The sequence below is a fragment of the Bradyrhizobium sp. LVM 105 genome (assembly GCF_003957705.1).
Taxonomy (GTDB): Bacteria; Pseudomonadota; Alphaproteobacteria; order Rhizobiales; family Xanthobacteraceae; genus Bradyrhizobium; species Bradyrhizobium frederickii.
Map to the genome: position 1 here is coordinate 277,924 of NZ_QZMV01000007.1, position 17,902 is coordinate 295,825.

Here is a 17,902-nt window from a genome sequence, read left to right on the forward strand (position 1 = left end):
TTGACGATGCCCGCTTGAGTCTTGGCGATTGTCTGACGGAAGCAACGTGCTTCGGCGCGATCGGAGATCCGTGTCTGGAGCTAACGGGGAGTGTGCAATGGCAGTTGATAGACGTAAATTTCTGAAGGGCGGCGCTTTGGCGAGCGGCGCGTTGATCACATCCCCCTGGGTGTTTTCGACGGCCGCTCATGCTGCGGGCGAGGTCAAGGTCGGCGTGCTGTTCTCGCTGACCGGCGGGTTGTCGATCGTGGAGAAGTCGCTGCACGACGCCACCATGATGGCGATCAGCGAGATCAACGCGGCGGGCGGCGTCAAGGGCATGAAGATCGCGGCGATCGCGGAAGATGGCGCGTCGGATCCGAAGACCTACAACGAGAAGGCGTCGAAACTCGTGATCCAGGATCGCGTGCCGACCGTTTTCGGCTCCTATACGTCGGCCAGCCGCAAGGCCGTGCTGCCGGTGTTCGAGAAGCGCAACAACCTCTATTTCTATCCGACCTACTACGAAGGCTTCGAGTGCTCGAAGAACGTCGTCTATACAGGCGCCGTTCCGAACCAGCAGCTCTCGAACTTCATTCCCTGGATCATCAAGACGCTCGGCAAGAAGAAGTTCTTCATCGTCGGATCGAATTACATCTATCCGCGCGAGATGGCCAAAGTCTCCAAGATCTTGATCGAGAAGAACGGCGGCGAATGGATGGCCGATGAATATCTCGAGCTTGGCCATTCCGAATGGGGCTCGATGGTCAACAAGATCAAGAACTCGGGCTGTGACGTCGTGCTGTCCAACGTGGTCGGCGACTCCGTGATCGCTTTCTACCGCGAGTACAAGAACCAAGGTCTCACCCACGACAAGCTTCCGATCTGCGCGACCGTGACCTCCGAGATAGAGATCGCGGCGATGGGGGCCGATTATGCCGTCGGCTCCTACACCTCGTTTCCCTACTTCCAGGCCATCGATACCGACCGCAACAAGGCCTTCATCGAGCGTTATCGGGCCTTCGTGAAGGATCCGAAGGCGGTGACGCACCACGCGCTGGAATCGTCCTATTTCCAGGTCTTCCTGTGGAAGCAGGCGGTCGAGAAGGCCGCCGAGGTCACGCCGGTTGCGATCCGCGAGGCGGTCAAGGGGCAGGAGTTCGATGCGCCCAACGGCCACGTCAAGATCGAAACCGAGAACCTGCATACCTACCTGACCCCGCGCATCGCGCAGTGGCAGCCGGACGGTCAGGGCAAGATCATCGACGCCTACAAGGAGCCGGTGATGCCGCTGCCCTATGTCGCCTATGGCGAGACGCCGACGAACCTCTTCTGCACGTCGAAGGGGCTCGACGCAAGCAAGCTGAAAACCTGACGTCAAGGAAACCTCGTCCATCGCGCGGTCTCCCGTGCGATGGACGATGAGGTGTTGCCATGCTCGAAGTTCTGTTCATCGGTCTCAGCCTGGGTTCGATCCTTCTCCTGGTCGCCCTCGGCCTTGCGATCACCTATGGCGCCATGGGCGTCATCAACATGGCGCATGGCGAGATGGTCATGGTCGGCGCCTATGTGACGGTATTGTCGGGCCTCTGGCTCGGAACGAACATCTTCGTCGCGATCCCGCTAGCCTTCATCGTGACCGCGCTGCTCGGGCTCTTGATCGAGCGCATCGTGGTACGCAAACTGTACGGACGGCTGCTCGATACCCTGCTGGCGACCTGGGGCGTCGCGATCCTGATCCAGCAGGCCGTGCGGCTGGAGTTCGGGCTCTCGTTCTTCGGCATTCACATCCAGGGACTTGGCCCGGGCCTCCAGAACGTCGATGTACCCGGGATATTGCAGGGAACTCTTCATGTTGCCGGTGCCGATATCAATCGCTACCGGACCTTTATCATCCTCGTCACAGCGGTTCTTACGCTCGCCACGTGGTTCCTGCTTTACCACACCGTCGCGGGCACCCAGGTCCGCGCCATCATCCGCAATCCGAAGATGGCCGCAGCCTGCGGCATCGATGTCGACCGCGTCAACGCGCTGACCTTCGCGTTCGGCTCGGGCCTTGCCGGCGTCGCCGGCGTGATGATGTCCGGCTTCAAGACGGTGTTTCCGGACATGGGCACGCCGATGGTGGTCGACGGCTTCATGGTCGTCGTGATGGGCGGCGTCGGCAGCCTGCTCGGGTCGGTGCTGTCGGCCGGGATTCTCGGCGAAATCAACGGTGTGGTTGCCGCCGGGACCAACGACATTCTGGCGCGCGCGGTGGTGTTCGGTGTGGTGATCGCGATCATCATTCTCAAGCCGAAGGGCCTGTTCGCCCTTAGGGGACGCTGAGATGTCGTCGCAGCGCCGCATCGACTGGGCGATCTACGCCGGCTTCGTGATCCTGATCATGCTGGTGCCACTGGTGATGGACCCGTTTTGGCTGAATCGCATCGCCAAATATCTGGTGTTCGGCATGCTCGGTATCGCAGTCGCGTTGTCGTGGGGCTATGCGGGCATCCTTAATCTCGGCCAGGGACTGTTCTTCGGCGCTGGAGCCTACATGCTGGCGATGTCATTGAAGCTGGCCAGCGCCACCAGTCTGCAGCAGGGCTCCGACAAGCCGGTGCCGGATTTCATGCTGTGGAACGCCGAGCCGGGGGCCAAGACCGAGCTTTGCTGCATCACCAAGGCCTCGTTCCTGTGGCTGCCATTTCAGAGCCAATGGTTTGGCTTCGCCATGGGCCTGATCCTGCCGGTCCTGATGGCGGTGGTGGTCGGCCTCATCGTCTTCCGCAAGCGAATCTCCGGCGTGTTCGTTTCCATTATCATGCTGGCGCTGGTGCTGCTGGTCCGGCTGGTGATGATCGATGCCCAGCCGGTCACGAACGGCTTCAACGGCCTGACCGATCTGGGCTGGTTCAAGATCGGCGAGTTCGAATTTGATCCCTATATCGTGCCGACCTATTACCTGATCGCGGGTTCGCTGAGCGCGGTGCTGCTTGCAGCGCGGCTGCTCATCGACACCCGCGCGGGCGTGATCCTGCAGGCGGTTCGCAACGACGAGAACCGCGCCCGCTATCTCGGCTTCGACGTGCCGGCCTACCAGACCTTTTTCTTCGCGGTCTCGGCGGCCATCGCGGGCTTCGCCGGCATGCTCTATGTCATCGTTTCGGAATTCGCATCGCCGACCTTCATGGATCTGAGCTTTTCGATCACCATGGTGGTGTGGGCAGCAGTCGGCGGCCGCGCCTCGATCCTCGGCGCCTGCATCGGCGCAATTGCGATCAACATGATTTCGGCAACCGTCAGCGAAGCCGAGGGGTTTGCAGAGGCCTGGAAAGCCATCATCGGACTGATCTTCGTGCTGGTCGTGCTCTATCTGCCGCGCGGCATTGCAGGGCTTGCTCACGACCTGATCGATCGCGTGGTCGCGCGCAAGACGCCGCGTGCGTCGCCCGCGCTGCGTGTCCACGATGCCACCTCACAGCTCGCGGAGTAGCCCATGGCGCAGGCAGCATTGACCATCGACGGGCTTGGCGTCGACTTCGAGGGCTTCAAGGCCGTCAACGGCGTGTCGTTGATCATCGAGGAGGGCGAGTTGCGGGTTCTGCTCGGTGCAAACGGCGCCGGCAAGACCACGCTGATGGATCTGATCTCGGGCAAGACCAAGTCGACCGAAGGCCGCGTCTTTCTGCATGATACCAACATCACCAATTGGGAGGAGCATCGGATCGCTCGCGCCGGCATCGGCCGCAAGTTCCAGATTCCGAGTGTGTTCAAGGAGCTCACGGTCCGCCGCAATCTCGAAGTGGCGAGCTGCAAGAATCCCGGCGTATTCGCCAATCTCGGCTTCGGCTTTCCAGCCAAGGCGAAGGTCGACGAGGTACTGGAACTGATCGGGCTGGCCGAGGAAGCCAACCGCGTTGCCGCCTATCTGAGCCACGGCCAGACCCAATGGCTGGAGCTCGGCCTTTTGATCACGCAGGATCCAAAGATCATCCTGCTGGACGAGCCGACCGCCGGCATGACCCAGGCGGAGACGCACAAGACCTCCCTGATCGTCAACAACCTCCGGGGCCGCCACACCATCATCGTAGTCGAGCACGACATGGCCTTTGTGCGCGAGATCGCGGAACGCATCACCGTGCTGCATCTGGGCCAGGTTCTCGCCGAGGGCAGCGTTACGGATATCGAGACGAATCCGAAAGTGAAGGAAGCCTATCTCGGCTCGAAGGGAATTTCCTGATGCTGGCGTTCTCGCATGTCGATAGTTTCTACGATCGCAGCCACATCCTGCACGACGTCTGCCTGGAGGTGCCTGACGGCGAGGTTACTGCGGTGCTCGGACGTAACGGCACCGGCAAGACCACGCTGCTGAAGACGCTGATGGGCTTGACCGACCGGATAGACGGGCAGATCAGGCTGAACGAGCGCGAGATCGGCAAGGAGCCGACGTTCCAACGGGCGCGGGCCGGCATCGCCTATGTACCGCAGGGGCGCGAGATCATTCCGGATTTCACGATCCGCGAGAACATCCTGATGGGCTCGTTCGCCCGGCATGACGGCAAGCGCGAGATCCCGGAACTGGTCGGCGAGCTGTTTCCCTATTTAATGAACAATCTGACCCGCAACGGCGGCGTGCTTTCGGGCGGGCAGCAGCAGCAGCTCGCGATCGCTCGTGCGCTTGCCGCCGATCCCAAGGTGATTCTGCTCGATGAACCGAACGAAGGTATCCAGCCGTCGATCGTGGAGGAGATCGAGAAGATCATCATCCGCCTCAATCGGGAGGTGGGCCTGACCGTGATCCTGGTCGAGCAGAACGTCTCGTTCGCGCGCCGTGCCGCGCATCGCTTCGCCATGATGGAGAAGGGACGTGTGGTCGTGGCCGGCGCGATTTCCGAGCTGACCGACGAGATGGTTCATCGTCACATGGCGGTGTGAGCTGAAGCTGCAAGAACTTCTTAAAGGAGAGCGAGATGCTGCACGGTGATATCACGTCAAGCAATGACACGATCGGCGTCGCCGTCGTGAACTACAAGATGCCGCGCCTTCATACCAAGGCGGAGGTGCTCGACAACGCCCGCAAGATCGCCGACATGGTCGTCGGCATGAAGACCGGTCTGCCCGGCATGGATCTGGTGATCTTCCCGGAATACTCCACCCACGGCATCATGTACGATTCCAAGGAGATGTACGAGACGGCCTCGGTGATCCCAGGCGACGAAACCGAGATTTTCGCCGAGTCCTGCCGCACGGCGAAGGTGTGGGGCGTGTTTTCGCTCACCGGCGAACGCCACGAGGAGCATCCGAACAAAGCGCCCTACAACACCCTGATCCTGATGAACGACAAGGGTGAGATCGTGCAGAAATATCGCAAGATCATGCCCTGGGTGCCGATCGAGGGCTGGTATCCCGGCAATTGCACCTACGTCTCCGAGGGCCCGAAGGGGCTGAAGATCTCGTTGATCATTTGCGATGACGGCAACTATCCCGAGATCTGGCGCGATTGCGCGATGAAGGGCGCCGAGCTGATCGTGCGGTGCCAGGGCTATATGTATCCGGCCAAGGACCAGCAGGTCGTCATGGCCAAGGCGATGGCCTGGGCGAACAATGTCTATGTCGCGGTCGCCAACGCCACGGGTTTTGACGGCGTCTATTCGTATTTCGGCCATTCCGCGATCATCGGCTTCGACGGCCGGACGCTCGGCGAATGCGGCGAGGAAGAGTACGGCGTCAACTACGCCCAGCTGTCGAAGTCGCTGATCCGCGACGCCCGCAAAAACGGCCAGTCGCAGAACCATCTCTTCAAGCTGGTGCATCGCGGTTACACGGGGATGATCAATTCCGGGGAGGGTGATCGCGGCGTTGCGGCCTGCCCATATGATTTCTACGCCAAGTGGATCGCCGATCCGGAAGGTACGCGGGAGATGGTCGAGTCCTTCACGCGCACCACAGTGGGGACCGAGGAATGTCCGATCGAGGGAATCCCGAACAAGAAGGTGGCGCACCGCTAGAACGCATATCGTCGGTGGCGGCGGATTGATATCCGCCGCCCATTTTGCTTGATCATCAAATTCGCGAGGTATCTGCGATGCTGCGCATCGAACGCGTGCTGGGGAGCCGGGTCGAGCCCGCCTTGTCCGAGGCGCTTCACCGTCTTGAGCATGAGGGGACGGTCGATATCGCCAATGTGCCGGCGACCGATCTGGCGCGGCGGCGTCTCTTGATCACCACGCGCGGCGGTGAAGAGTTGGCGATCGCCTTGCCTCGTCATGAAAAGCTTTTCGACGGCGCCGTGCTGCTGCTGGAGCCCGACCGTGCGATCGTGGTCCGCGCCGCAACCGAACGCTGGCTGCGATTGGAGCCGCGCTCGATCGCCGACGCGGTGGAACTCGGCTACCACGTCGGCAATCTACACTGGCGGGTGCGGTTTGGCGGTGAGGTGCTGCTGGTCGCGCTGGAAGGCCGGCCGGAAGACTACACTGCGCGCCTGGAAAACCTGATCAGCGCCCGCCGGGTCGGCGTCACGATACTCGATGAAGATACTGCGGACGCGGTCGAAGCCGTCGAGTCGCCCCAGCCTGGTGGTGCCCACGGCGGCCATCACCATCATCACGATCATTGAGTCATGCTCCGGGTTTTGCAGGCGATCTGGCAGGCGGACGGCGCGTTTCCGAGCGGGGCCTTCGCGTTTTCCTATGGGATCGAGGGCGCTCTCGCGCTTCGCCGCGACATGACTTTGGGCGACTTCGAGGCATTGGTCGCTGCGATGTTGAAGCAGCGCTGGGCCAGCTACGACAGGGTCGCATTGTTGTGGTCGTATCGTGCCGGGGGCGATCTGGAGGCCATCGCGGCGGTCGATCGCGAGGTCGAGGCCTCCACGCTGATCGAGACGTTGCGCACGGGCTCGCGCCGCAATGGGGGCGCCTATCTTGCTTCGCACGCACGGCTGGGGCAGCCACTGGCAATCGCGCTACGCGATGACGTGCAGGCGGGGAATTCTCTGGGACATATCGCCGTCATGCAGGGCGCGGTGTGGTCAGAGCTCGGGCTTGACGAGGCGCTGGCGCAACTCTGCTCCGGCTATACGGCGGCGTCCGGCGTGATCACCGCCGCGATCAGGCTGGGTGCGATAGGCGCGCTGCAAGGGCAGGGCGTGCTGCAGCGATGCCTGCCGCTGATCGAGCAACTCGCTGCTCAGGAGGTTCCGGATGACGTCGAACTGTCCAGTTTCGTGCCTTTCCTCGATATTGCCGCGGCACGGCACGCCCAGGCCGATCTGCGGCTGTTCGCCAATTGAGGGTGATTTCGAATGCTGCTGACGCCAACCGAACTGGAGCGCCTGACCATCTTCAATGCCGCCGAGCTGGCGCGCCGCCGCCGCGCCCGCGGACTGAAGCTGAACTATCCGGAAGCCGTCGCGTTCATCACCGACGAGATCCTGGAGGGCGCGCGTGACGGCCGCTCCGTCGCCGACCTGATCGGCTATGGTTCGACCGTCCTGTCGTCTGCGGACGTGCTGCCCGGCATCGCCGCGATGATGGATATCATCCAGGTGGAATGTGTCTTCCCCGACGGTACCAAACTCGTCACGGTGCACGAGCCGATCCGGCCCGCTCCGGGCACGGAGGCCGACACCGAACGTCCGGGGGTCGTGTTGGCGCCGGACGGCCAGATCGCACTCAATGCCGGACGACGCACACTGACCTTGACTGCAGTCAACACCGGCGATCGCCCGATCCAGATCGGCTCGCATTTTCATTTCTTCGAGGTCAACAAGGCGCTCGAGTTCGATCGCGCCAGCGCCATCAACATGCGGCTCGACATTCCGGCCGGCACGGCGGTGCGGTTCGAGCCGGGTGCCTCGAAGGAGGTCAATCTGGTCGAGTTCGGCGGCGATCAGCATTTGACCGGACTTAACAATCTCACCGATGGTGCGGCGTCCGATCCCGGTGTTCAAGCGGCGGCGCTGGCGCGGGCCCGTTCGCGCGGCTTCAAGGGCGCCTGAAATCTGGAAGGAGACTGCTACGTGGCGATGATCGACCGGCGTGACTACGCCGCCCTTTACGGCCCGACCACGGGCGATGCCGTCAGGCTCGGTGATACGTCGCTGTATGCCGTGGTTGAACACGACCACGCGGTCTATGGCGACGAATGCCTGCATGGCGGCGGCAAGACCCTGCGCGACGGCATCGGCATGGCCGGGATCACCAGCGCCGAGGGCGCGCTCGATTTCCTGCTCTGCAACGTGCTGATGATCGATCCCGTGCTCGGGATCGTCAAGGGCGACCTCGGTATCCGCCATGGCCGCATCGTCGGCTTCGGCAAAGCCGGCAATCCCGCCATCATGGACGGCGTCGATCCGAACCTGATCGTCTCCACCGGCACCACCGTGCGGGATTGCGAGGGGCTGATCGCGACCCCCGGCGCCATCGACGTGCACGTGCATTTCGACAGCGCGGGCCTCGTCGAGCATGCGATCGCGAGCGGCATCACCACGATGATCGGCGGCTCGCTCGGACCGATCACGGTCGGCATCGATTCCGGCGGACCGTTCAACACCGGCAAGATGCTGCAGGCCGCCGAGGCGTGGCCGATGAATTTCGGTTTTCTCGGCCGTGGCAATGCCCATCGGGCGGCGCCGATGGTCGAGCAGCTCGAGACCGGGGTGATGGGGCTGAAGCTGCACGAGGATTGGGGTTCGATGCCGGCGGCGATCGACACCTGCCTCGATGTTGCCGATGACTACGATTTCCAGGTCCAGATCCATACCGATACGCTGAACGAATCCGGCTTCGTCGAAAATACGCTGGAAGCGATCGGTGGCCGCACCATTCACATGTACCACACCGAGGGCGCGGGCGGCGGACATGCGCCCGACATCATCCGCGTCGCCGGTGAAATGCATTGCCTGCCGTCCTCGACCAATCCGACCAATCCTTACACCGTCAACACCTTCGACGAACATCTCGACATGACGATGGTGTGCCACCACCTCAATCCGGCGATTCCCGAGGACGTCGCCTTTGCGGAAAGCCGTATTCGTGCCCAGACCATCGCGGCCGAGGACGTGCTGCACGACATTGGCGCGATCTCGATGCTGGGCTCCGATAGCCAGGGCATGGGCCGTATCCACGAAGTGATCTGCCGGACCTGGCAGCTTGCCTCCAAGATGAAGGACCAGCGCGGTGCGTTGCCGGAGGACAAGCCGGGCTTTGGCGACAATGCCCGTATCAAGCGCTACATCGCCAAATACACCATCAATGCCGCCAGGACGTTCGGCATCGCCGACCAGGTCGGATCGCTGGAGCCGGGCAAGATCGCCGACATCGTGGTGTGGCGGCCGGCCTTCTTCGGCATCAAGCCGGAGCTCGTCATCAAGGGCGGCTTTATCGCCTGGGGCGCGATGGGCGACAGCGCGGCATCGCTGATGACATGCGAACCGATCCTGATGCGGCCGCAATGGGGCGCGTTCGGCAGGGCCGCGTCGGCGCTGTCGGCCTGCTTCGTCCATCCGCTGGCGCTGGCGCGCGACCTGGGCGCCGAGTTGGGGTTGGCGAAGAAGCTGCTGCCGGTGCAAGGCACCCGCAAGCTGAGCAAGCGAGACATGCTGTGGAACGACACATGTCCGCACATCACCGTCGATCCGGAGACCTTCGATGTGTTTGTCGATGGTGTGCTGGCAACTTGCGAGCCGGCCCGTGAACTGCCGCTGGCCCGCCGCTACATGTTGAGGTGAGCCGTGTTTCATGCCTTGCGCGTATCTGACAACGAGGCCCGCAGCGGCGCCAGTGCGGCACGAGTCGGAATTGGCGGCCCGGTCGGTTCGGGCAAGACGGCGCTGATCGAGGCACTGATCCCGGTGCTTCAGAGGCGCAACATCGACGTTGCCGTCGTCACCAACGATCTCGTCACCAAAGAAGATGCCGAGCGGTTGCGGCGCTCCGGACTGATCGATCCTGCCCGCGTTTCGGCGGTCGAGGCTGGCGCCTGCCCGCACACCGTGATCCGGGAAGATCCCACACTGAACATTGCGGCGGGGGACGAGCTCGAGGCCCGCTTCCCGGGATTGGAGTTGATCCTGTTCGAATCCGGCGGCGACAATCTCGCCTCGACCTTCTCGCTCGATCTGGTCGACTGGTGGATCTTCGTGATCGACGTCGCCGGCGGCGACGACATTCCGCGCAAGAAAGGGCCCGGCCTGCTGCGTTGCGACCTGCTTGTCGTCAACAAGGTCGATCTCGCGCCCCATGTCGGCGTCGATCTCGATCGCATGCTGGCGGATGCGCGGCAGGTGCGGGGCACGAAGCCGGTGATACCGACCAATTTGAAGAGCGGCGTCGGTGTAGAGGCGGTCGTCGATGCGATCTCTGCTGCAGTCCTATTCCGGGTTTGAGACGGGGCGCTCGCTCGATGGCGCGTTGGTCGTCGATCGCGCCGGCGGTCGCAGCGTCTTGCGCCGTCAGCAGATCGGCTACCCCCTGCATATCACCCGCGGGTTCTATCTCGATACAGTCAGGCCCGATCTGCTCACGCTCTATCTGCAATCCGCCTCGGGCGGTTTGTATGCCGGCGACCGCATCAGGCTTGACGTGCGCGTTGGTGACCAAGCGGCGTTCCACATGACGACCCAGGCCGCGACCGTCGTGCATGACGGCCGCGCGAGCGGCGCGATCCAGCGACAAGCCGTGAGGGTGGAAGAGGGTGCGTTCTGCGCCTTGACCAGCGATCCCTACGTGCTGTTTCCAGGTGCCGATCTCACCTTGGAAACGGAAGCCGTGGTTGCCGACGATGCCGTGCTGTGTCTCGCCGATGGTTTTGCGGTCCACGATCCCAAAGCGAAGGCGAGGCCGTTCGCGCGCTTCGAGAGCCGGTTGAACGTATCACGCCCGGGCGTCAAATTGCTGATGAAGGACATCGGCGCGATCGACGGCGACGAGACGCGCAACGGGGCGCTGGGTTCGATGGCCGCTGTGGCAAACTTCGTGCTGATTGCGCCGCCGGACCGATTGCCGGCGTTGGCCGACATGGAGCAGGCCGCCGGCCGCTGTGGCGCGCTGGCGGGATGTTCGTTGGCGCCGAACGGTGCAGGCCTCGTATCGCGTATTCTTGCCCCGGATGGCGGTGTCTTGGCACGCGCACTCGACGCGTCGTTCCATGTCGCAGCCCATGCTGCACTCGATGCCCCCCTGGCGCGTCGAAGGAAGTGATGCCTGTTCCCATTGTCCGGTTCAGCGATCTCTAGGGTACCGGAATCCCAGTCGTTCCGGGGCGCTGAAATCAGAATCGGACGGGAGCCATTCTCAGCGCCGCGCCAGACGGAAATAGAGCTCCGACAGCCGTGCCGGCAGATTCTCAACCCGGGGCACCAGCATGGTGTTGCCGCGTCCGAAGATGCGCGGGGCGGAGGCGATGCAGGCTGTGCCGAGCACGACGCCATAGGCGTCGATGCCGCGACTACGGAGATCGACCGCTGCGCGTCTGGCATCCTCGACGAGATCGAGCGGGTCGGAGACATCGATGTCGGACGGCTCCCCGTCGGTGAGCACGATCAGAAGCTTTCGGCTGGTCGAGGTGGTCGTCGCCATCACGTTGCCGGCATGGCGCAATGCCGTGCCGAGCCGGGTCGACAGGCCGGAGCTGAGCCCCGCCAGCCGCGCCCGGCAAGGCCGGTCGTAAGCCTCATCGAAGCCCTTGATACTGGTCATTCTGATATCCTCGCGGCCGTCGGAGGCGAAGGCGAGCAGGCCGAAGGGGTCGCCGAGCTGATCCATGGCCTCGGAGAGAACCGCAACGGCAAGGCGTTCGATATCGAGAACGGTTGCGCCCGATGGCAGCCGGTCGCATGTCGACTGCGAAATATCGATCAGGAGCAGCGCGGAAAGATCGCGGTGCACCGATTTCGATGAGCGGAACACGCGAGGGTCAGGCTCCCGGCCGCTGCGCAAGGCGATGCCGGCGTCCAGCATCGCATCGACATCGAGATCGTGCCCGTCATGCTGCCGCTTCAGGCGCACCGTGCGGCCGATACGGAGGCCCCGCACCAGGCGCGCGACGCGGTTGCGCACGGCGCCCGAGCGTTCGAGCGCCTCGTCGATCGTATGCGGATTGGCGGTTTTGGCCGCGACCTCGCGTACGACGGTCCAGTCGGGCCGTTCGATGCCATGGACACGGTCCCATTCCGGATAGCGCGCGATGACCGTGCCGCGGTCATCGGGCGCGACAGGGCGACCGCGGCCGATCCCGGCCTCGGCGTTGCCAGGCTCGGTCTGCTGGCTGCTGCCGTCAGCACGCTCCTGCGAGTCCACGCGCACGGCATCGATGAACAGGTCGAGCACGTCGTCCGGAGGCTGCGCGTCTTCGCCGAAATCCCACAGTCCCAGTCCGTCGTCGCGATACACCGGTTCGACCACGTAGGTCCTGGCGTTGAACTGCACCCGCATCTGGCCGGGGTCGTTGCCGAGCAACGCGCCGATCTCGCGGCTGATCGCGGAATCCCCGATGCGCGGCAGCGCGGCCGCGAACAGCGCGCGGCCTTTGGCGACGAAGCCGTCATCGTCGGCATGGTCCGGATCGAACAGCGCACGCGCCAGCCGCGCCAGCAACACCGTCGCGGTCGCTACGCCGCCGGGCGCGGCGACATGGTAGGGCGCCCACAGCCGGCGCAGTCCGGGCAAGGCGCGCATTGCCAGTGTCTCGACACGCGCATCCTCGATCAGGTTGATCAGGGCGACCTGCAGCGGCTTCAGCGTCCCGATCGGAAACCGGGCACGTCCGAGCACCAGATGTGCCTGCGCATGTGCGGTGGCGGCGCGAAACAGCCCGCGGGCGGCATCGCCCCGCACACCGCGATAGGTTTCCGGCAGCCGGATGATCGGACCGGAAATCGTGCTGCGGCGTTGCGGCTTGTCCATGTTGTCGCCAGCCATGCCGCGCAGCAACGGTAGCTCGCCCCACAATGCGGTGGTGAAGGCCTTCACCTCGGCTTCGACATTGGGGAAGCCGACGCCGCCAGGATCGCGCGCGACCATGCGGCGCGCCAAGTCATCCTGCAGGGAGAAGAAGGCAAGACGCCGGTTGCGATCGCCGGCAGCTGAGCGCAGGCCGGCGGCGATGAAATCCTCGAAAGCCTCGATCGTGCCGGGCAGGAGGATTTGTCCCATGCGGCCTGCGGCCGGTAGCACGGACTCTGGCGCCTGCCGCGCCAGCACCTCCATCGCGCGCCACCATCGCGATAGCGCCGCAGCTCCAAAGCTACGGCGCGCGGTCGCCAGCGCGTTCAACGATGCGGTTGCGGCGGGCGCACCGGCATGGCGGCAGATTTCGGCGCCGATTTGCGCCGCGCCCAATAGAGGTACAATCTCGCGCGCCGACGCGGCGTTGCGGCTCGCCTCCCAATAGGCGATCAGGCAGGCAGGGCCAGCATTGACGTTGATGAGTTCGAGCACTGCGCCGGCCCAGGCTTCGAGTTCGGCAGCATCGAATTGCTTCGAGAGCGCGTCCCACGTCGCCAGAAAATGCGGCCGCAATGCGTCGCGCTGACGCATCATCAAATGTAGCCGCCGCGCGACGCCTTCCGGCTCGGACGGCACTTGCAGCGCGGCGGATGGCTTCGCGCTCACGGAACGCATGCGGCGATGGCGTCGGTGAGCGCCGCGCGGATGTCGGGATTATCCGTGATCGGCAGCACGATGCCGGCTCGTACGGCAGCGGCCAGCGGCAGGCCGGCGCGGACCATGCGTCCCGTATGGATCAGCATCCGGGTCGACGCGCCTTCGTCGAGGCCGTGTCCCTGCAAATTGCGGGAGCGCTCGGCGATCCTGACCAGAAGCGCCGCCAGATCACTATCCGCGCCGCTTTCACGGGCAATGATCGTGCTCTCGGTGGACGGTGGGGGATAGCCGAAATCGATCGCGATGAAGCGCTGCTTGGTGGACTCCTTCAGGTCCTTCACAGCGCTCTGGTAGCCGGGATTGTAGGAGATCGTGAGCTGGAATTCGGCATGCGCCGGCACGATCTCGTTGTGCTTCTCCAGCGGCAGGATGCGCCGCGCGTCGGTCAGCGGGTGGATCACCACGGTGGTGTCCTGCCGCGCTTCGACAATTTCGTCGAGATAGCAGATGCCGCCGTGACGGACGGCTTGCGTCAGAGGGCCGTCATGCCAGACGGTGCCTGATGGTTCGAGAAGATAGCGACCGGCGAGGTCGGCAGCGGTCATGTCCTCATGGGCCGCGACCGTGATCAGCGGCTTGCCGAGCCGCCACGCCATGTGTTCGACGAACCGGGTCTTGCCGCAGCCGGTCGGTCCCTTCAGCATCACCGGCAGGCGCTCACAGTACGCGGCCGTGAAGATGTCGACTTCGGTGGCCTGAGGCTCGTAGTAGGGCTCGGTGTTGATCCGATACGCATCAAGCGGCATAAGGTGCTCCGTTGGGTGAAGGAGCGATGCCTTGAAACTCAAAGCGTCGCCGCCCTTCAAGCATAGGGTGTGGCAGCCTTTGCCTGGGGAGCACGCTACGGCCCTGGAGCGTGCAGGATGGCGCGCAATAGGCGCTTCAATCGCGATTAGAGCCGAAATACGCAATCAAGACAAGGACGTCCTGCGATTTGTTCTGCCACCAAGTTCACCACGCGCGGGCATGCGGCTCCGTCGAAAGCTTCTCTCCATATGGGCATCCGAGATCTCGTTCTTGGGATGATTGGCAGTCCCGCACTCGCAGATCGTGTGCACTAACTCATCCACCGTCGCGTGCTGCGCGTCGGCGCAGCAGCTTGTCGAGCGCCTCCGCCGGCGAGAGCACGGGCCGCTGATAGATAAAGTAATGGCGGCGGATTTCCGGAGCGCGCAGCCTGATGAAACGCACGTTGAAGTTCGGTGCGAATATGCGTCCGTAGTCGGGGACGGTTGCCAAGCCAGTGCCTACGCCCACCAACGCCAAAGCAGTAGTGAGATATTTGACCTCGACGCGGCCTGCATGGACAGCGAGCGATCGTGCGCCTGCAGCAGGCGTTCAAGGTGTTAGTTGAACTCGCTGGAATAAATGACCCAGCGCGCAGCGCGCTTTCGATAGTTCCGAGTGTAATTGAGGGAATGTGGCAGAGCGACGAATGCCCATTTTCTGCCGGATCAGCGCAGCAACGCGACAGATAGATCATTGATCGTCCTTGATCCATGGCTGTGCTACATCTTCGCGCAGCGGACCGCAGGTGCGAGGTCAGCACTCGGCCTTCCCTGCGCCCTTGTGTCCCCGAAATCTGCCAGAATGTGACAACGGGCGGTTCTCACCAACCGCCCGTTGCCGGAACTGAGCCCGTTGCGCCCAAAGGCGACAGAGCCTGTTAACAGAGCAAGGGACAGCTCGGGTGTCTTCCTCAACCCGAACAGTTGCAAGGGCTTCGAGCCCGTACCAGGCAAGGAAGGGAGTGAATGATGACACAGAACAATTTGGTTGTCGTCGGGATCGATGTTGCCAAGGACAAGGTGGATGCCATGCATTCGGACCGTAACAGAGCGGAGGTCCTTCCCAACGACCGCGTCGGGGCGACGCAGTTTGATTGCATGGCTTCGCAAGCATCAGGTCGGCAAGGCGGTAATGGAGGCAAGTGGCGGCTACGAGCGTGTCTGGGCCAAGGCGTTGCGCCAGACAGCACTCGAAGTGCGAATTGTCGATCCCAAACGGGTTCGCAGCTTCGCGGAATCGGCTGGGCGCCTTGCGAAAAACGACAAGATCGACGCGGAGATGATTGGTTCGCCGAGACATTCAGCGAGGCGCCAAGCCAAGTCGAAGATCCCGCGCATGAGGAAATCAAGGCGCTGGTGAAGGGACGCAAAAGCCTGATCGATCTTAGATCTCGTCTGGAAATGCAGGAGGAACATGAGGTGCCGGCCCTTGTTGGAAAGGCTCACGCGCGCCTTCTGAAGAAGCTGGCCGGCGAAATCGCCGCGATCGAGACTGCGATCGGCGCGAAGAAGGCAACGCTGGCCTTCGCCGTCCGCGCCGAGATCATCCAGAGCGTGCCTGGCTTTGCCGAAGCGACCGCATTGACACTGCTTGCGGGCCTGCCGGAGCTCGGGCAGGTGAGCAATGAAGTCGCCGCCGCGCTGGTGGGCGTGGCTCCTTATGACGATGACAGTGGAAAGCGTCACGGCCAACGCTGCATCAAAGGCGGCCGCCGCTTGGTACGAAATGCCCTCTACATGCCCTGTGTCGGCGCAGCGACGCTGAACAATCCGGTGTTCAAGGCTTTCTATCAACGCCTGATTGCCAAGGGGAAGGAGCCCAAGGCCGCGCTCATCGCCTGCATGCGAAAGCTGATCGTTATCCTGAACACCATGATCGCCCGTGGCGAGAAGTGGGATCCCAACCGATACCAACTCGCCTGACGAGCGCGCCCATCTCGCGCTCGGACCGCGGCCGAGCGAATGCAAAGCTCAAAGATCGGTGAGCGGACGGGGTCAAGGTCGTCAGCCGTCGAAGGCGGTGGCGCGCCAGCGCCAACCTTGAGGCCGCCCGATCACCGGTCTACCTCAACTACCCAGTTGTTTGCCGTGGGGTCGGTGAAACGGAAGGCCCACACCCGATCACCGCTCCCGCGCACGACCAGATAGAGGCCCCCTGTCTGCATGAACGCCAGCTTGCAGGGATTTAACTTGGTTCGAATTGAGCGCCACTTTAACGTGCCGCTTTCGCTGACCACTTACCGGCACGGATGCATGATCCGTGACGGGATCAGATAACATACGGTGTCTGTTGTTGTTTTTCAGTGGGCTTGCTTTTTCGCTTGCCAATTTCTTACCAGTCCCATTGGCCGTTAGCTCAAAATAAAAGCCCCGCCTAAGCGGGGCTTTCTACAATCGGCTTCCGAGCGTCAGGCAGTGTTTCGAGCCGCACTCTCAAATCATTTGGCAAGATGATTGTGCGCCTTCCGTGCTTCTTGGCCCTAAGTTTACCGGCGCTGATCGCCTCGCGAATGGAAGTCAGCCCGATCCCGGTGAGGGCACTTGCCTCTTCAGGTGACACCGAGAGTCGCTCCGAGAGCGGGACCTCTCCCTTCTGTCCGAACTCGTTCATCTCATGCGCTCATCTTTTGCCGGGTCATGACAGTGGGGCGGATCCAATCGTTTTTCGACTGCGTTGTCAGCGCTGGCAACTTGCGTGGTTAGCTACAGAGCGGTTCATGCTCATTGAGCATTGCAGACATTATTTCGGTTAGTGGTTCAACACCAAGGCAAGCAAGCTTGCTGCACCTTGCGCCCGGATCGCGATACTTGCGTCAGCCCGATACGGCTGGTTGCTGCTAGGTCAAACCGATCATATTCCTGTTATCATCTCATCTGTCGCGCCCGCATTCTCGCACCCGAGCTATATCATCGACAGTTTCCAAACCATTGTACCGAGGCACGTTGGAGAACTCGGTGGCACGACGTAAGAAATCCATTGAAGGCGTGGACCAGGCTTTTTTGGACTGATCAGATCGGCCCATACGACTGGGCGGACTGAAGAGCGGCGCCATAAGGGGGCCACTTGCATTGAGACGCGGCGATTGAAGGAGCCCTCACACACGAACTACAGCAAAGACAAAGCCTCGATCGCTTTTCGTGGCGTCACGAAGGGGTGGGGCAAACGGTCCGGCGTTCTGTCCAGAACATCGAGCTACGATTAGATTGTTCCGCCTCGTGACCGTCGTCAGATGCTTCCAGCGTTCGCCAAATTAGTGGTGAGGATCTGCATCTCGCGCTTGGCCCACTGTCGCGTCATGAATTTGCGTTCCTTATCGAGATCGCCGCGCATGTCGTTGAACTTATCGATCACGGCCTCCACAAGCTGCCGGATTTTGGTGCGCGGCGCCATCCCTCAAGTAACCGGCATCCGAAACCCTTCACATCAGCTGACTTCGAGGACGGGCAACTGACGGCCTTCGAGTGATCGGTACACAGCCGACT

General features: G+C 62.6%; 18 protein-coding genes. 13 read left to right on the forward strand and 5 right to left on the reverse strand.

Annotation, left to right across the window (positions count from 1 at the left end):
- Nucleotides 1-97: 97 nt before the first annotated feature.
- The 12 genes from D6B98_RS21585 (at nucleotide 98) to D6B98_RS21640 (ending at nucleotide 11,168) form a co-directional block, all read left to right on the forward strand.
- Nucleotides 98-1,354 (forward strand): ABC transporter substrate-binding protein, encoded by a 1,257-nt coding sequence (locus tag D6B98_RS21585; RefSeq protein ID WP_126258930.1) that lies wholly within the window; start codon nucleotides 98-100, stop codon nucleotides 1,352-1,354.
- A gap of 59 nt (nucleotides 1,355-1,413) precedes the next feature.
- Nucleotides 1,414-2,307 (forward strand): urea ABC transporter permease subunit UrtB, encoded by an 894-nt coding sequence (urtB, locus tag D6B98_RS21590; protein WP_126258931.1) that lies wholly within the window; start codon nucleotides 1,414-1,416, stop codon nucleotides 2,305-2,307.
- Nucleotide 2,308: 1 nt separating this feature from the next.
- Complete coding sequence (gene urtC / locus D6B98_RS21595) at nucleotides 2,309-3,457, forward strand: urea ABC transporter permease subunit UrtC (protein ID WP_126258932.1); 1,149 nt, start codon at nucleotides 2,309-2,311, stop codon at nucleotides 3,455-3,457.
- A 3-nt stretch (nucleotides 3,458-3,460) separates the two neighbouring features.
- Nucleotides 3,461-4,204 (forward strand): urea ABC transporter ATP-binding protein UrtD, encoded by a 744-nt coding sequence (gene urtD, locus D6B98_RS21600; protein ID WP_126258933.1) that lies wholly within the window; start codon nucleotides 3,461-3,463, stop codon nucleotides 4,202-4,204.
- Entirely contained in the window at nucleotides 4,204-4,899 is a 696-nt protein-coding gene (gene urtE / locus D6B98_RS21605; RefSeq protein ID WP_126258934.1) for an urea ABC transporter ATP-binding subunit UrtE, read from the forward strand. Before urtD ends, urtE begins: the two co-directional genes overlap by 1 nt.
- A gap of 35 nt (nucleotides 4,900-4,934) precedes the next feature.
- Nucleotides 4,935-5,972: an aliphatic amidase gene (locus tag D6B98_RS21610; RefSeq protein ID WP_126258935.1), complete on the forward strand. Its 1,038-nt coding sequence runs from the start codon at nucleotides 4,935-4,937 to the stop codon at nucleotides 5,970-5,972.
- 77 nt (nucleotides 5,973-6,049) lie between these two features.
- Entirely contained in the window at nucleotides 6,050-6,583 is a 534-nt protein-coding gene (gene ureE / locus D6B98_RS21615; RefSeq protein ID WP_126258936.1) for an urease accessory protein UreE, read from the forward strand.
- A gap of 3 nt (nucleotides 6,584-6,586) precedes the next feature.
- Nucleotides 6,587-7,258 carry an urease accessory protein UreF gene (locus tag D6B98_RS21620; protein ID WP_126258937.1) on the forward strand — a complete coding sequence of 224 codons (672 nt, stop codon included), beginning with the start codon at nucleotides 6,587-6,589 and terminating at the stop codon, nucleotides 7,256-7,258.
- 12 nt (nucleotides 7,259-7,270) lie between these two features.
- Nucleotides 7,271-7,966: an urease subunit gamma gene (locus tag D6B98_RS21625; RefSeq protein WP_126258938.1), complete on the forward strand. Its 696-nt coding sequence runs from the start codon at nucleotides 7,271-7,273 to the stop codon at nucleotides 7,964-7,966.
- Between the two features lie 21 nt (nucleotides 7,967-7,987).
- Entirely contained in the window at nucleotides 7,988-9,697 is a 1,710-nt protein-coding gene (gene ureC, locus D6B98_RS21630; RefSeq protein WP_205680503.1) for an urease subunit alpha, read from the forward strand.
- 3 nt (nucleotides 9,698-9,700) lie between these two features.
- Entirely contained in the window at nucleotides 9,701-10,354 is a 654-nt protein-coding gene (ureG, locus tag D6B98_RS21635; protein WP_205680504.1) for an urease accessory protein UreG, read from the forward strand.
- Between the two features lie 25 nt (nucleotides 10,355-10,379).
- Nucleotides 10,380-11,168, forward strand: a complete 789-nt coding sequence (locus D6B98_RS21640; RefSeq protein ID WP_245481433.1) for an urease accessory protein UreD — start codon at nucleotides 10,380-10,382, stop codon at nucleotides 11,166-11,168.
- A gap of 93 nt (nucleotides 11,169-11,261) precedes the next feature.
- On the opposite strand, the gene D6B98_RS21645 is transcribed toward D6B98_RS21640, so the two are convergent.
- The 3 genes from D6B98_RS21645 to D6B98_RS40025 form a co-directional block, all read right to left on the reverse strand.
- Nucleotides 11,262-13,580, reverse strand: coding sequence for a nitric oxide reductase activation protein NorD (locus D6B98_RS21645; protein WP_502699910.1), 2,319 nt, complete (start codon nucleotides 13,578-13,580; stop codon nucleotides 11,262-11,264).
- On the reverse strand, nucleotides 13,577-14,377 hold the full coding sequence (locus D6B98_RS21650; RefSeq protein ID WP_126258941.1) for a CbbQ/NirQ/NorQ/GpvN family protein: 801 nt from the start codon (nucleotides 14,375-14,377) through the stop codon (nucleotides 13,577-13,579). Before D6B98_RS21650 ends, D6B98_RS21645 begins: the two co-directional genes overlap by 4 nt.
- A 316-nt stretch (nucleotides 14,378-14,693) precedes the next feature.
- A complete protein-coding gene (locus tag D6B98_RS40025; protein ID WP_164718765.1) occupies nucleotides 14,694-14,870 on the reverse strand; it encodes a hypothetical protein in 177 nt (58 codons plus the stop codon).
- 515 nt (nucleotides 14,871-15,385) lie between these two features.
- Here D6B98_RS40025 and D6B98_RS41975 point away from each other — a divergent pair.
- Nucleotides 15,386-16,342 carry a transposase gene (locus D6B98_RS41975; protein ID WP_502699911.1) on the forward strand — a complete coding sequence of 319 codons (957 nt, stop codon included), beginning with the start codon at nucleotides 15,386-15,388 and terminating at the stop codon, nucleotides 16,340-16,342.
- Between the two features lie 451 nt (nucleotides 16,343-16,793).
- Here D6B98_RS41975 and D6B98_RS41980 read toward each other — a convergent pair whose 3' ends face one another.
- A complete protein-coding gene (locus D6B98_RS41980) occupies nucleotides 16,794-17,030 on the reverse strand; it encodes a helix-turn-helix domain-containing protein (protein ID WP_126258942.1) in 237 nt (78 codons plus the stop codon).
- A gap of 615 nt (nucleotides 17,031-17,645) precedes the next feature.
- Entirely contained in the window at nucleotides 17,646-17,810 is a 165-nt protein-coding gene (locus D6B98_RS21665; protein ID WP_283810163.1) for a DUF2130 domain-containing protein, read from the reverse strand.
- Nucleotides 17,811-17,902 lie beyond the last annotated feature (92 nt).